Source organism: Agrobacterium sp. 10T429 (assembly GCF_056393925.1).
In genome coordinates this window covers 114,231-128,775 of record NZ_JBFTGV010000009.1, presented here as the reverse complement: position 1 = coordinate 128,775, position 14,545 = coordinate 114,231, and the positions used below count along the sequence as shown (strand labels likewise).

General features: G+C 58.9%; 15 protein-coding genes. 6 read left to right on the top strand and 9 right to left on the bottom strand.

The window, feature by feature from the left end; translation table 11 throughout:
- Positions 1 to 5: 5 nt before the first annotated feature.
- The 3 genes from AC1DCP_RS19620 (at position 6) to AC1DCP_RS19610 (ending at position 1,995) form a co-directional block, all read left to right on the top strand.
- Positions 6 to 890: a cytochrome c1 gene (locus AC1DCP_RS19620; RefSeq protein WP_003513510.1), complete on the top strand. Its 885-nt coding sequence runs from the start codon at positions 6 to 8 to the stop codon at positions 888 to 890.
- Positions 891 to 969: 79 nt separating this feature from the next.
- On the top strand, positions 970 to 1,362 hold the full coding sequence (locus tag AC1DCP_RS19615; RefSeq protein WP_003513508.1) for a GFA family protein: 393 nt from the start codon (positions 970 to 972) through the stop codon (positions 1,360 to 1,362).
- A 90-nt stretch (positions 1,363 to 1,452) separates the two neighbouring features.
- Positions 1,453 to 1,995 carry an adenine phosphoribosyltransferase gene (locus AC1DCP_RS19610; protein ID WP_003513506.1) on the top strand — a complete coding sequence of 181 codons (543 nt, stop codon included), beginning with the start codon at positions 1,453 to 1,455 and terminating at the stop codon, positions 1,993 to 1,995.
- A 13-nt stretch (positions 1,996 to 2,008) separates the two neighbouring features.
- Here AC1DCP_RS19610 and AC1DCP_RS19605 read toward each other — a convergent pair whose 3' ends face one another.
- The 4 genes from AC1DCP_RS19605 to ychF all read right to left on the bottom strand — a co-directional run bounded on the left by AC1DCP_RS19605 (position 2,009) and on the right by ychF (position 5,070).
- Positions 2,009 to 2,644, bottom strand: coding sequence for a class I SAM-dependent methyltransferase (locus tag AC1DCP_RS19605; RefSeq protein WP_065687145.1), 636 nt, complete (start codon positions 2,642 to 2,644; stop codon positions 2,009 to 2,011).
- A 63-nt stretch (positions 2,645 to 2,707) separates the two neighbouring features.
- Positions 2,708 to 3,175 carry a MaoC family dehydratase gene (locus AC1DCP_RS19600; protein WP_003513502.1) on the bottom strand — a complete coding sequence of 156 codons (468 nt, stop codon included), beginning with the start codon at positions 3,173 to 3,175 and terminating at the stop codon, positions 2,708 to 2,710.
- A complete protein-coding gene (locus AC1DCP_RS19595; RefSeq protein WP_003513500.1) occupies positions 3,172 to 3,645 on the bottom strand; it encodes a MaoC family dehydratase in 474 nt (157 codons plus the stop codon). The genes AC1DCP_RS19600 and AC1DCP_RS19595 overlap by 4 nt, the downstream gene beginning before the upstream one ends.
- A gap of 321 nt (positions 3,646 to 3,966) precedes the next feature.
- Complete coding sequence (gene ychF / locus AC1DCP_RS19590) at positions 3,967 to 5,070, bottom strand: redox-regulated ATPase YchF (protein ID WP_003513497.1); 1,104 nt, start codon at positions 5,068 to 5,070, stop codon at positions 3,967 to 3,969.
- Positions 5,071 to 5,323: 253 nt separating this feature from the next.
- Here ychF and clpS point away from each other — a divergent pair, with 253 nt between their 5' ends.
- Entirely contained in the window at positions 5,324 to 5,635 is a 312-nt protein-coding gene (clpS, locus tag AC1DCP_RS19585; RefSeq protein WP_065687147.1) for an ATP-dependent Clp protease adapter ClpS, read from the top strand.
- 11 nt (positions 5,636 to 5,646) lie between these two features.
- Here the strand turns inward: clpS and AC1DCP_RS19580 are convergent, their stop codons facing one another.
- The 5 genes from AC1DCP_RS19580 to AC1DCP_RS19560 all read right to left on the bottom strand — a co-directional run bounded on the left by AC1DCP_RS19580 (position 5,647) and on the right by AC1DCP_RS19560 (position 10,957).
- Complete coding sequence (locus tag AC1DCP_RS19580) at positions 5,647 to 6,099, bottom strand: GNAT family N-acetyltransferase (protein ID WP_476774573.1); 453 nt, start codon at positions 6,097 to 6,099, stop codon at positions 5,647 to 5,649.
- A 6-nt stretch (positions 6,100 to 6,105) separates the two neighbouring features.
- Positions 6,106 to 6,822: an aminoacyl-tRNA hydrolase gene (pth, locus tag AC1DCP_RS19575; protein ID WP_003513491.1), complete on the bottom strand. Its 717-nt coding sequence runs from the start codon at positions 6,820 to 6,822 to the stop codon at positions 6,106 to 6,108.
- A 101-nt stretch (positions 6,823 to 6,923) separates the two neighbouring features.
- On the bottom strand, positions 6,924 to 7,637 hold the full coding sequence (locus tag AC1DCP_RS19570; RefSeq protein ID WP_013636596.1) for a substrate-binding periplasmic protein: 714 nt from the start codon (positions 7,635 to 7,637) through the stop codon (positions 6,924 to 6,926).
- Positions 7,638 to 7,653: 16 nt separating this feature from the next.
- Positions 7,654 to 10,038, bottom strand: coding sequence for a bifunctional diguanylate cyclase/phosphodiesterase (locus tag AC1DCP_RS19565; protein WP_019565213.1), 2,385 nt, complete (start codon positions 10,036 to 10,038; stop codon positions 7,654 to 7,656).
- Positions 10,039 to 10,345: 307 nt separating this feature from the next.
- The gene (locus tag AC1DCP_RS19560) at positions 10,346 to 10,957 is read right to left on the bottom strand and encodes a 50S ribosomal protein L25/general stress protein Ctc (RefSeq protein ID WP_013636594.1); all 612 of its coding nucleotides are present in this window, start codon (positions 10,955 to 10,957) and stop codon (positions 10,346 to 10,348) included.
- Positions 10,958 to 11,257: 300 nt separating this feature from the next.
- Between AC1DCP_RS19560 and AC1DCP_RS19555 the strand changes: the two genes are divergently transcribed.
- Together AC1DCP_RS19555 and AC1DCP_RS19550 are read left to right on the top strand one after the other, a co-directional pair.
- Entirely contained in the window at positions 11,258 to 13,342 is a 2,085-nt protein-coding gene (locus AC1DCP_RS19555; RefSeq protein WP_026330768.1) for a putative bifunctional diguanylate cyclase/phosphodiesterase, read from the top strand.
- A 107-nt stretch (positions 13,343 to 13,449) separates the two neighbouring features.
- Positions 13,450 to 14,409, top strand: coding sequence for a helix-turn-helix domain-containing protein (locus tag AC1DCP_RS19550; RefSeq protein ID WP_013636592.1), 960 nt, complete (start codon positions 13,450 to 13,452; stop codon positions 14,407 to 14,409).
- Positions 14,410 to 14,545 lie beyond the last annotated feature (136 nt).

Here is a 14,545-nt window from a genome sequence, read left to right as displayed (position 1 = left end):
CGACAATGAAGAAGCTTGTAACGAGCATCGCGCTTATCGCTGCCATCGGCTGTTCCGCCGCCGCTTTTGCGGCGGAGGAGAGCCACGATCTCGCCACCAAGACCGAGCATGCGATCGCCGGCGGTCACTTCCCGGTCATCAAGCCCGAGGAGCAGAGCTGGTCTTTTGCCGGACCTTTCGGCAAATACGACAAGGGCCAGCTGCAGCGCGGCCTGAAGGTCTACAAGGAAGTCTGCTCTGCCTGCCATTCGATGAGCCTCGTTTCCTTCCGCACGCTGGGCGATCTCGGTTATTCGGAAGAGCAGGTGAAGGCCTTTGCTGCGGAATATGAAGTGCAGGACGGGCCGAACGCCGACGGCGAAATGTATAATCGCAAGGCTGTGCCTTCCGACCATTTCCCCTCGCCATTCCCGAACCACGAAGCGGCTGCTGCTGCCAATGGCGGAGCTGCACCACCGGACATGTCGCTGCTTGCCAAGGCGCGCGGCGTGGAGCGTGGCTTTCCGCAGTTCGTCATCGACATGATTCCGATCATCGGCGGTTATCAGGAAGGCGGCCCGGACTACATCCATGCGCTGCTGACCGGATACCAGGACGCGCCCGCCGGCGTTGAAGTGTCGGAAGGCACGCATTTCAACCCGTATTTCGCCAGTGCCGTGGCGCTGAAGATGGCGCCGCCGATCAGCGCCGATCAGGTGACTTACGACGACGGTGCGCCGCAGACGGTGGATCAATATTCCAAGGACGTGTCCGCTTTCCTGATGTGGGCCGCAGAACCGCATCTGGAAGCACGCAAGCGCACCGGCTTCATGGTCATGGTGTTCCTGTTCATCTTCACGGCGCTGATCTATCTCACCAAGAAATCGGTCTACGCCAACAAGGAACATTGACCGGCTTCAAATGCCTGCAATCATTGGCCCCCATGGTCTTGCCCTGGGGGCCTTTTCATGTGTCGAAGGAGGATGAGAAATGGCGAAAGTCCGGAGCGGTGGCTGCCTGTGCGGTTCCGTCCGTTTCGAGGCCACGGGTGAACCCGGCAATCCGCACAGCTGCTCCTGCGATATCTGCCAGCGGCACTCCGGCGCTTCCAGCCTTGCCTGGGTGGAGTTTGCGAGCGATGCAGTGGTCTGGACGGGAGAGCGCGGTGCGCCCATGGTTTTCCGGTCTTCCGATTATTCCAGCCGTGCGTTTTGCGCAGTCTGCGGCAGCACGCTTGGCGCCATCGACGATGCACCGACTGTCGCCCTCGTTTCCGGCTCTTTTGACGACAGAAATGACGAGGCGCTACGGCCTCTGTCGCATTCCTTCGCGGATGTATGCCCGGTCTGGGCGCGGATCGAGGGAATGTCGGGGCAGGAATGAGCGACGGTCCTTTTTAGTTGGTCCGCAGCCACCAAGTTGATAGGGTGGCCCGAACCTTCTGATCCATTTCCCAATCTAACTGGAAATACCATGACCGTTATCGCTTCGGAGCTTTCCGCTGCCATCCGCTCCATTCCCGACTATCCGAAGCCGGGCATCATCTTCAGGGACATCACGACTCTGCTTGGCAATCCGCGCGCTTTCCGCCGTGCCGTGGACGAGCTTGTGCAGCCCTATGCGGGGACGAAGATCGACAAGATCGCTGGCATGGAAGCGCGTGGCTTCATTCTGGGCGGAGCGGTGGCGCACCAGCTTTCCGCCGGTTTCGTGCCCATCCGCAAGAAAGGCAAGCTGCCGCACACCACCGTGCGCGTGGCCTACAGCCTTGAATATGGTGTCGACGAAATGGAAATGCATGTGGATGCCGTGCAGCCGGGCGAAAAGGTGATTCTGGTCGACGACCTGATCGCGACCGGCGGCACAGCCGAAGGCGCGGTCAAGCTCTTGCGGCAGATGGGCGCGGAAATCGTTTCGGCCTGCTTCGTCATCGATCTGCCCGATCTCGGCGGCCGCAGGAAGCTGGAAAACCTCGGTGTCGAAGTGCGGACACTGGTGGAGTTTTCGGGGCATTGAGGCCGGTTTCCGGCTAGGAATGTTGCGACAGGCCGGCGTTTTTTCCGGTCTTTCGTAGTGCGATCCATGTCCAGTGGACGCCCATGGCGCGATTACCCGCCTGAATGGAAGCAACTTCTACCTGTCGTATCAACGTGAACCCCAGACGGGCTGCATTGCCCGTCGTTTCCGCTGGTGAAATGGAAAAAGCACGGCGGCCTTCGGGTGCGGGGCCGTGACGCAGGGACATGATCAGCAATCCGCCCTCTGCCGTCATCTCCGAGAGGCTTTCCATGGCGGTTTGCCGTGCCTCGTCATCGATATGGTGCCAGACGCCGCACAGCGTAACCAGATCGAACGGGCCGTGGCGGCGCGCTTTCATCAGATCGGGCAAACAGTCGTCAAGCCAGGTTATCTTGTGCGAGAGGTGCAATCTCTTTCCGGGTTCACGCAGTTCCTTGACCGGCTCTATCGCCAGAACATCATGGCCGCATTCGGCAAACCAGGCGGCATCGCGACCGGTGCCGCTGCCAATATCCGCGACGCGGGCCGGTGTGACCGGCAACAGATCGATGACCGGTGCGTAGATTTCCCGGCAATCCAGTCCATCGAACCTGGCAATCAGGTCCGGCGTTGCCGCTTCAGCATAACCCTGTAGGATATCGTTCATTCTTGCCTTCCCGCCGCGACGCCGATTCCGAGGGTATCGCGCGCGGGCTATCTCGGCCAGCCGCTATTCGAACTCCAGAACCCCGCTCTGGAAGGTCATCACGGTTTCTCCGGACTGGTTCACGCCCTCGTTGAAGGTGGTGTTCAGCCAAACCCCGGCTCTTGATTCCAGCGGTCGGGCATCGAGCAATGTGACGAAATAGGTCACGTCGTCTCCGGCGAAAACCGGCTTTTTCCATTTGAGTTCACGAAAGCCGGGGGAGGGGCCAAGTTTCGGCGGTTCAAGGCCAAGTTGTTTCAGCCTCTTCACTTCCTTGCCCCAATGGGAAAGGAAACATTTCATCCAGCCAGCGCCGGTGTGCCAACCGGAAGCGCAGAGCGCGCCGAAGACGCTGTTTTTCGCCGCTTCGGCATCGAGATGAAAGGGCTGCGGATCGAAATCGCGGGCGAAACGGACAATGTCTTCGGCGGAAAAATGCAATGTGTCGAGGGTGACGCGTTCGCCGATCGGGGAAAGTTCTGCCAGTCTCATGCCGCAAGGCCTCCGTCCGCACGCATCAGGAACATCACGGTGTTTTCGCCGTGCGATACCAGAACGCCGCGCTGGTTATAAAGCTCATGGCGAAACTTCACGAGGCCGATGCCGGGGCGTGAGCTGGAGGTGCGCTGTTCCAGAACAATGGATTTTCCCGAAAGCGTATCGCCAGCCAGAACCGGCTTTTTCCAGTCGACATAATCGATGCCGGGGCTGCCTTGCGATGTCGAATCGCTGATATAGCTCTCCGCCATCATTCGCATCAGCAGGGCGCAGGTGTGCCAGCCGGATGCCGCCAGCCCGCCGAGAATGCTCTGGCGGCCAGCCTCTTCGGACAGATGCATGGGCTGAGGATCGAACTCGCTGGCGAATTCGATGATTTGTGCTGCAGAAATCGATTGCGGTCCCAGGGGAAATTCCCGTCCAACGGAAAAATCCTCATAGGCATATGTCGCGACCGGCGCCATGGCTTCCTCCCTTGCCTAGTCGATGTCACCGGCATCTAAAATGATTTTTCCCTTTACGTAAAGGTCAAATCGAGAGTGCGTTTGCGGCATAGGGAGATGCTGTTGAGAGAGCGAGTGCGTCATGCTGCCTTCTCCCAGTGGAGGAGAAGGCCGCGATAGCGGAATGAGGGGCAAGGGTCGTGAGATTCGCCAGCGTTGCCTCCTCATCCGATCCTCCGGGCTATCTTCCCCCGCCGGGAGAAGAAACAAGCCACAGGTCTGTGTCACTTCGGTCAGCGCGTCAAAAGACGCGATGTGACCGCCGCCGCGCTTAAGACCAGATCAGGTATTAAAGCGGAAGTGGATGACGTCGCCGTCCTGGACGACATATTCCTTGCCTTCGTCGCGTCCCTTGCCGGCTTCCTTGGCACCAACTTCGCCCTTGTAGGCGATGTAGTCGTCATAGGCGATGGTAAAGGCGCGGATGAAGCCGCGTTCGAAATCGGTATGGATGACGCCGGCGGCAGCGGGCGCTTTGGTGCCGCGCACGATCGTCCAGGCGCGCGTTTCCTTCGGGCCGACGGTGAAATAGGTGATGAGGTCGAGCAGGTGATAGCCGGCGCGGATCAACCGGTCGAGACCGGCTTCGGTGAGCCCGAGGGCCGAGAGGAATTCTTCGGCTTCATCGGCCGGAAGCTGCGCGACTTCGGCCTCGATCGCCGCCGAGATGATCACGCATTCGGCGCCCTGTTGCTTTGCCATCTCCGCGACAGCCGCGGTGTGCTCGTTGCCGGTGGATGCGTCGGCTTCAGAGACGTTGCAGACATAAAGCACCGGGTGCGACGTCAGGAGATTGAGGCCCTTGAGGATTTCGATTTCCTCGTCCGCCAGTGTCTTCAAAAGCAGACGTGCCGGTTTTCCGTCGTTGAGCAGGGCAATTACGGCTTCCATCACCGGCAGTTGGGCCAAGGATTCCTTGTCCTTGCTGGTGGCGCGCTTGCGCGTCTGCTCCACGCGCCGCTCCAAGCTTTCGAGGTCGGCGAGCATCAGTTCCGTCTCGATCGTGTCGGCATCACCAACCGGATTGATGCGGCCTTCCACATGGGTGATGTCGTCGTCCTCGAAGCAGCGCAGCACATGCACGACGGCATCGACTTCGCGGATATTGGCGAGGAACTTGTTGCCGAGACCTTCACCCTTCGATGCGCCGCGCACCAGGCCGGCAATGTCCACGAAGGAAATGCGGGTCGGAATGATTTCCTTCGATCCGGCAATGGCCGCGAGCTGCTGCATGCGGGGGTCCGGCACGGCAACTTCGCCGGTGTTGGGCTCGATGGTGCAGAAGGGATAGTTGGCGGCCTGCGCGGCCGCCGTTTTCGTCAGCGCGTTGAAGAGGGTGGACTTGCCGACATTCGGCAGCCCGACGATACCGCATTTGAAGCCCATGGCTTGAAACCTGTCCGTTTGAAAGAATTCGTTGAGGAGCCTTTTGCGGAAAGGGCAGGGCAAGGTCAAGCCCGGGGGCCGATTTGGGCGGGCAAAGCCCCGCGAATGGCGCGGAATTTTGCGCGAGTGCGGGGCCGGGGTTGTCGATGCTGCGGTTGCGGCGCAATATGCGCCGGTCGAGCAACCGATCTTTCGTCATCAACGGGGATTTTCCCCATGGGCTACAATTGAGTGACAATCACGGGCGACAATGATGAGTGACAGTCCTGTTGATCTCAAACCGAAACCGAAAGTCAAACCGAAGCTGGAGCGGCCTAAGCTCTACAAGGTCATTCTGCTGAATGACGACTATACGCCGCGCGACTTCGTCACCCTGGTATTGAAGGTCGTCTTCCACATGGGCGAGGACACCGGCCACCGGGTGATGATGACGGCGCATCGCTTCGGGAGCGCGGTCGTCGTTGTCTGCGAGCGCGACATTGCCGAGACCAAGACCAAGGAGGCGAACGATCTTGGCAAGGAGGCCGGGTTTCCGCTGATGTTCACCACCGAGCCGGAGGAGTGACGGCTTTATGCTCAATCCCGCCGGATCTGAAAACCCGTCTTGTTCTGAATGAAACCGCAGCTTTCGTAGAAGGCATGTACCTCAGGACGCTGCCGGCCGGTCAGCAGCATCACCTTGTAGCAATTTGCGGCAAAGGCGGTCTCGATGGCGTGGCGCACGACTGCGCGGCCATATCGCCGGCCGCGACGGCTTTCCAGCGTCACCACATTTTCGATGAAGGCATAAGGACGGGCAGCGCGCGTCAGGTTCGGGATGACGAGAAGCGTGGCGGTTGCAACGGGTTCCTGGTCTTCCATGGCAAAGAACACGGTGAGGCCGGGTTGGCCGAGCATGGCGGCGAAAACCGTGCTTGCCTCTTGCGCCGTCAGTTGCGGGTCGGAAGAGTTCAGCGCCTGGTAAAGTTCGAGCAGTTTCGGCAGATCGTCCCGGCCAGCTTCGCGAAGGCTCATGGTCTCTGAATACATCTGCGCTCAATCCTTCTTGCCGAACATCCGCTTCAGCATCTCCGCCATCGGCCCGGTTTCCGGCAGTTTTTTCGGTTGGGCGTTGTTGCGCGCCTGATGGATGTGGGATTGCGCGGCGGGCTTGGCCGCCTTGGCCGGTTTTTCCGTTTCCGGCTTGCTGCCGGTGGCAAGCGCCAGCTTGTTCATCAGCTGCGAATCCTCTGATTTCACCAGCATGGCGGCATTGTCGGCAATGGCGTCCAGCAGCGGATCGAGCCAGACCCGGTCGGTCTTGGCGAAATCACCGAGAACGTGGCCATGCACCCGCTCCTTGTCGCCGGGATGGCCGATGCCGAGGCGCAGGCGGCGGTATTCCTTGCCGCAATGGGCGTCGATCGATTTCAGGCCATTATGGCCGCCATGGCCGCCGCCGGTCTTGATGCGCGCGCGGCCTGCAAGCAAATCGAGTTCATCATGGATGACGATAATGTCTGCCGGTGCAAGCTTGAAGAAACGCATGGCCTCGCCGACGGATTCACCCGACAGGTTCATGTAGGTGAGGGGCTTCATCAGCAGAACTTTCTCACCGCCTATTTCGCCTTCGGAAATCTCCGCCTTGAATTTCCGCGCCCAGGGCGAGAAGGAAGGCAGGCGCTGCAGCGCATCCACGGCCATGAAGCCGATGTTGTGACGGTTTCCCGCATATTGGGCGCCGGGGTTACCAAGGCCTGCGATGATCTTCATGGGGCATGTCCGCTTTTTTGCCTGACGATGCTGTTGTCACCACCCCGAAATGTTCCGGCTGTCAATCTTTTTATGGATTTTTTGATGTCGCGAGCGGGCGCTCAAGGGCTGACGAGTTTGTAGCGGTCGAATATGCTCTGTTGCGTTCCATCGGCGATTAGCCTGTCCAGCCGCGCCTGCAATTTTGCAATGACCTCGTCTGGAACGCTTTTGTTGCAGGCAAGACCCAGCTGTTGCCGCGCCAGCGTTATCACTTCCCTGAACTTGCCTGGGGGTTGGCTTTTGAAAGTGCTTTCCGACATGGGCATCAGGTCGATGCGGCCTGCGTTCAGCTTGTGAAGCGTGATCTGGAAATCAGCACCGACATCCACATGCTCGAAACCGAGGTTGCCAAGAAGGACCTCGGTGTAGTCGCCACGCTGGGTGCCGACCCGGTATTTTCTCGCGTCTTCCAGACTGGAGACGTTGATATCCGCATTCTGGCGCGCCACGAGGATGTTGCGGTCGCTATGGATCGGTGAGACCCATTTGAAAAGCTTTTCCCGTTCGGGCGTTCTCGCCGTGGCAAAGACGCAATGCATGGCCTTCGTTGTGGCCAATGCGATTGCCCGCGCCCAGGGCATGACGGCAACCTCGTAATCGGTGCCGGTATCCTCAAGTACGATCCTGAGCTGGTCGATATAAACGCCCGCCACGCTGCCGTCGTCGTTTTGCAGATTATAAGGTGGGTAAACCTCGGTGGTCAGGAAAAGCTTGGCTGCGCTGGCCGGGCCGGCAAGAGCAAGAAAGATCAGACAAAAGCGGATCAATCCCATGGTTGCTCCCACCCGTTTACGCCTGTCGCGCCGCGGCGCGGTCTGCGCCGTTATCCGCATTCAATGCAGCGATCAGCCGTTCGATGGGCTGCGGTCGCGCAAAATAATAGCCCTGTCCGTAATCCGCACCTATCACTGTCAGAAGCTCCTTCTGCTCTTCCGTCTCGACGCCTTCGGCGATGACGGAGCAATTCATCTTGTGTGAGATTGCGGCGATACCCTCGACCAGCATGCGGCTGCGCTGCCTTATCTCCACCGTGTCGTCGCAGATCGAGCGCGTGAAGGACTGATCGATCTTGACGATGTCGACCGGAAAGCGGCTGAGATAGCTTAGCGACGAATAACCGGTGCCGAAATCGTCCAGCGCGATGCGGCAGCCCAGCTGGTGAATGGCATTGAGGATCGCCCGGATTTGCGGATCGTCCTTCATGATGACCGCCTCGGTTATCTCGATAATCAGCCGCTTGGGAAGAATGCCGTAGCGGTGAAGGACGCCGGCGATACGGGTCGGCAATCCCGGTTCGAACTGCAGCGGCGAAAAATTTACCGCCACATAGGATTGCTCCATGCCGGGCAGGTGCGACAGTCTGGCCAGATTGGCGATTGACTGGTCGAGGATGACATTGCCGATGCGATGGATGGTACCGTTTTCTTCCGCAAGGCTTATGATCGTGGCGGGAGAAAGCAATCCCTTTTCCGGATGGTTGAGACGCAACAGTGCCTCGAAACCCGCCGTCTGGCCGGTTGCAAGATCTTGAATCGGCTGGAAATAAGCCTCGAACCAATTGTCGGAAAGCGCCTGCGCGATATCCCGTTCCAATTCCGCATGTTCGCGCGCCCGGTCCATGATCGAGCTGTCGAAGATCTGCGAGCCGTTCTTGCCCGTTCTCTTGCGGGTATACATGGCCATGTCGGCATTCTGCAAAAGTTCGGACGCGCTTGCGGCATGCAGCGGGTAGATCGCCATGCCGATGCTGGCGCTGAGACGGATGCTGTTGCCTTCGATCTCGAAGGGCGTGTCCAGCATGGTGCAAATCCGCTCGCAGAACAGCTGGGCGCGCTCCTCCACCTTGTCGCCGGCAAGCAGGATGGCGAATTCGTCGCCGCCCAGACGCGACGCGCTGTCCAGCGGTGTCAGCAGTGGTTCGATTTTCAGCGTGAATTCCCGCAGAACCGCATCGCCTGCCGCATGGCCGAGATTGTCGTTGATGGCCTTGAACCGGTCGAGGTCTATGAAAAGGCATGCCAGTTCGCTGCCGTTCCTGTCTGCGTCACGGATCTGCACGTCGAGAATGGCCTCGAAACCCTGGCGATTGAAGAGGCCGGTCAAATGGTCGGAAATAGCCTGCTGGCGGTTGCGCTTTTCCGACTGGCGCAACTCCGTCACGTCAGTCATGACGCAGAGATATGTGCCCTGATGTGCGTTGCCGGAATCAAGGGCTTTTTCAAGGATGAGGGCGTCCATAACGCTGCCATCCATGCAATGAAAACGCACCGTGATACCCGCATGTGCGGCGTCGGGCGAATGTTGTGCCGCCTTGCGCTGCAGGAAAAGGGACCGGTCATCCGGGTGGATGAGGTCGGCGAAATTCAGGCCGAGTATTCTGGCCCGATCATAACCGGTCGCCTGCACCCAATAGTCGCTGACCGCGGCAATCCTGTCGTATCTGTCAAGCGAGAACAGCATGGCGGGTGTGCGATTGTAGATTTCCGTCTTCCGCTCATGGGCATGCTTGATTTCCAGCTCTTCCTTTTCAAGCTGGGTCTGCATTTCGTTGAAGCTTTTTGCCAGCCTGCCGATCTCGTCCTTCGAGCGCCAGTCGACATGGTGGCGGGAGCCGACGCGGCGTGTCGCTTCTATCGCTGCCGCCAGCCGCATCAGCGGGCGGATGACCATGAAGCGGTTGCCGGCGATGGCCGCAAGAACGGTGGTGAGAATGGCGAGAATGAAAATTGTGATGAAGGCCAGTTCGGTGCGGCTGAGAGAGGTCAGAAGACCGATATCGTCGTAATAGACTGTCAGTTGCCCGACGGTGACGACACCGTTTGTGGTTTTGTAGGTCACTTCGCGGGTCGTGGAGGCTGCATCCTGAATGATGTCGCTGCCGGCCGTCTGGATGATGTCCAGCTGGCCAGAGGTATCCTTGACCTCGACCATGCGGATCACGGGGTCGGAGACGAGGGTGCCGGTAATCTGATTTATGGTGTCGTCGTCGAGATCCCATAGCGGGCGGGCAAGCGCCTGCGCATTGGTTGACAGCAGAATCTCAAGGTGATTGCGCTGGCTACGGATAGCCTCGTGATAGGAGAGGGTCAGCAAAAGGGTGAAAAGCGGGGCGACCACTGTGAGAAGTGCACCGGAAACAATCGCGATAAAGCGACTTTCGACGGAATGAGCCATGTTCTATTGCAGTACCCTCTACCCCAGATAACTGCGCCCCGTTTCCGCCCCGTCCGGAGAGACAATCCTTGAGGTTTTCGGCAACGGCCTTGTATCCTCACTGTATTTCTTCAACCCGTCCGGTGTTTTCACGATAACGCAATGGGCATCGTTTCATGGAATTGTTAATTCACGCTGAAACGGGACCGGCATCCTGCACGCGGCGAGAGGTTTTTGCTTTTAAAGTTCATAAAAACTAAAAGGCCCGTTCCGAAAAACGGAACGGGCCTTTTAGCTCAAATCTATCTGGCCTTATGGCCGCAGATTATTATTCAGAAGCTTCGCCGGCTTCTTCTTCTTCTTCAGCAACGCCGCCAGCCGGAGCAACGATCGTTGCGATCGTGAAGTCACGGTCGGCGATTACAGGCGAGATGTTCTTCGGCAGCTTCACATTCGAAATGTGAACGCTGTCGCCGATCTTCAGACCGGAGAGATCAACCGTGATGAATTCCGGAATGTCGTTGGCCGGGCAGTGGAATTCCACCGTGTGGCGAACGATGTTCAGAACGCCGCCGATCTTGATTTCCGACTTTTCTTCGTTTTCGAAGTGAACCGGAACTTCAACGTTGACGAGCGTGTTGCCCGAAACGCGCAGGAAGTCGACGTGCATGGTGAAGTCGCGGACCGGATCAAGCTGGTAGTCCTTCGGCAGGACCTTGATCTTCTTGCCGTCGACGTCGATTACCGCCACAGTCGTCATGAAGCCGCCAGCGTGGATACGCTTGGTTACTTCGTTGGTCGACAGAGCGATGGAAATGGGGGCCTGCTTGTCACCATAGATGACAGCGGGAATCAAACCGTTGCGGCGAAGTTCACGAGAGGACCCCTTACCAACTCGTTCGCGCGCCTCGGCCTTGAGCTCATACGATTCTTTGCTCATGGCAATTCCTTTCGAGGTTATATGGAGAGTTCATGCCCGCGGGCACTGAACTGGAGAGGCTAAAAGCCATCTCGCCCGCGTTGCCTCCAAGGGTGTCTACACGGGTGCGGGCGCTATAATACAAACGGAAGACAAAGACAAGAGCGGCCGTTTTCCGCGGATGCTATGCTGTGATTTTATTAGACTTGTCTAATTCACTCGTGCATTGCAACTTTTAATATATGCTTATCCATTCATATAAACCGGCTGCAAACTTGGCAAGTGATAAGGCTGCCTGGAATTCCAATTGCGTAGATGACAATGCTTAAAGTTCTCCAGTGCCTTACCGTCGATCATGACTTCCGATACACCACAGCAGCGGTCCTCGTCTGCATGCTGGGGAGCTTCGTCACGATGCGTCTTTTCTCGAGGGCGCGTCAGGCGAGGGGTTGGCAAAAGGTCAACTGGCTGTTTCTGGCTGGTGTCAATGGTGGGTCGGCGATATGGACCACCCATTTCGTGGCGATGCTGGGTTATGTCGCTGCCGGGGAGGTGGGTTACGATCCCTATCTGACCGGGCTTTCGCTTCTTATCGCCATTGCCACAACGACAACCGGCTTTGCCATTTCCGCCTATGGCGGACGCACGGCCCTGGTGGAAGCGGGTGGTGCGACAGTCGGTCTCGGTATTGCGGCCATGCATTATACCGGCATGGCTGCCTATCAGATTCAGGGCATGATTTTCTGGAACCAGACCTACGTCATCGCTTCGCTGGTCCTCGGGGCTGTATTCGGCGCGCTCGCGGTCAATCGCATCGCGCGCCCAGTCAACCGGTTTTGCCAATATAGCTCGGTTGCGTTCCTCATCCTGGCCATCGCCTCCATGCATTACACCGGCATGGCCTCGATGTTGTTCGAGTTCGATCCGCGCATCGTCATTTCGGAAAGTCTGCTGCCGCCCGCCATCATGGGTGGGGGCGCCATCGCCGTGACGCTTCTCCTGCTGGCGCTCGGGCTTTCCACCTATGTCATCGACGCCCAGTCCACCCAGCAGGCGGTCGCCCGCTATCGTCATCTTTCGCTGCACGATCCGCTGACGGGCATTCCGAACCGCGCGGCATTTATCGAACATCTCAACCGCCGCACGCGCCATCTCTCCATGGGCGCGCACACGGCGCTTTTGTCCATCGATCTCAACCGCTTCAAGGAAATCAACGACGTTCACGGCCATGCGGCGGGCGATGCCGTGCTGCGCGCCATTGCCGACCGCGCAAGTTCCGTTCTGAAAGCCGGGGAGTTTCTGGCGCGTATGGGCGGGGATGAATTCGTGGCGATGACCCATTCCTATTACACCCGTGCCGATGGTGCGGAATTCGCCCAGCGGCTGATCGAGCAGATCAGCAGGCCGGTCGAATGGAACGGGCAGACGTTTTCGGTCGGCGCGAGTGTCGGCATATCGGTGCGCAATACCGGCGCCATCGACGCCGACACGCTGATGGCGCAGGCCGATGTCGCCATGTATCGGGCAAAAGGCGGGAATTCCGACACGATCTGCTTTTACGACAAGTCCATGGATGAAGCCGCACGCGAACGCAACGCGCTTGCCGTGGCCATGCGCAGCGGTCTCGCCAACAGCGAGTTCGAGCTTTATTACCAGCAGCAGAATGATACCAAGAGCGGCAGCATCGTCGGTTTCGAGGCGCTGTTGCGCTGGAAACATCCGGAACGCGGTATGATCTCGCCTGTCGAATTCATTCCGATCGCGGAGCAGACCGGCTTTATCGTCGAATTGGGCGAATGGGTTCTGCGCGAAGCCTGCGCGCAGGCGGCTCTCTGGAAAAAATCGCTTTCCATCGCCGTCAATGTCGCCCCGCAGCAGCTTGCGGACAATGATTTCCCCGAGAAGGTCGAGAAGATTCTTCGGGAGACGGCGCTTGCGCCTGAGAGGCTTGAGCTTGAAATCACCGAAGGCAGCATCATCGCCGACCACCGACACGCGCTGATCACGATCCGCAAACTCAAGGCGCTCGGCGTCAAGATCGCCATGGACGATTACGGCACGGGCTATTCCTCCCTGTCGACCCTGCAGAGCTTTCCCTTCGACAAGATCAAGATCGACCGGGCCTTTATCGATGGCCTGTCGACCAATGTGCAGTCGGAGGCGATCGTTCGCTCCACGCTCATTCTGGCGCATAGCCTCAATATTCCGGTGCTTGCGGAAGGTGTCGAGACGAAGGCCCATATCGAGTTCCTTCGCCGCGAAGGCTGCCTGCAGGTGCAGGGCTTCTTCTTCGGCAGGCCCGGTCCCTTGACCTCCATCGCCAATCTCGTTGACGACACGTTCCTTTCGACGGAGGACGAGCCGGAGGTCACCACCACCGGCCAACGCTATTTCAAGGCGGTATGATATCAGGCGCAGCCCGCGGTTGCGCTGACGGATGCAGGTCGCAAAGTTTTTAGTTGAAACGTGAACGCTTCCAGCGCACCATTGCCGAAAAGCTTTGGGAGGAGCGAATGCCGACAGACATCGCCCATGCGGACCGCGTGTATGAAACAGCGCGCCAACGTTCCGCAGCCGCAAGTTCTCCGATCATCGCCTCATGGCGCCGTTGCATGGTCACGCACCGTCTTGCGCCGGAGGAAAACCGCAAGCCGATCTTTCTCACCGACGTCGAATTCCGCCGCGCACGCGAAAGTGCGGCGGGCCTGATTGCCGAAAGCACCGATGAACTCGACCGCATTTTTCACAGTGTCGGCAAATCCGGCTGCTGCCTGCTTTTGACAGACGCCCAGGGCGTCGCGCTGGAGCGCCGGGGTGCTGCCGGCGACGATCGTGATTTCCGGGCGCTCGGTCTCTGGTCCGGCGCCGTCTGGAGCGAAGCGAGCGTCGGGACCAACGGTATTGGAACGGCACTTGCCGACGAACGTTCGGTGGTGGTCTATCGCGACCAGCACTTCTTCACATCGAACACGGAACTCTGCTGCACCACGGCCCCGATCCGCGACCATACCGGCCGGGTGACGGGCGCTCTCGATATTTCCACGTGCCGCGACGACATCAACGAAATGACGTTTTCTTTCGTCACGCAGGCGGTGCGGGATGCCGCGCAGCGTATCGAGGGCAATCTCTTCCGCCGGGCCTTTCCCGGCGCGCGCATCGTTGTGGTGCCTACGGGTTTCAGTCCGGCACTTTCGTTGCTTGCCGTCGATCAGGACGATCTCGTGCTTGGGGCGACGCGCGCGGCGCGGCTTGCGCTGAAGCTCGATGACCATCGCATTGCGCAGGGGCTGCCCGCCGCCGATGTCTTGCAGGAACAGCGTCACGACGGCGGTTCCGATCTTGAGGAGGCGGAACGTTCGGCTTTGCGCCGGGTTCTGTCGCGCACCAATGGCAATGTCACGCAGGCCGCGTCCCTGCTCGGCATCAGCCGCGCCACGCTTCATCGCAAGATGAAGAAATTCGACGTGCATTGAGGCTATCCGAGACGATACCCGCTCAATTCAGCGGGATCGGAGCGGGTTTGTCGCAGATGTGAGACAATGTGCGCTGCGGAACCGCGCGGTGCCACTACCCGCCACGATCATCTAGGCCCACCTTCCTGTCATGCGG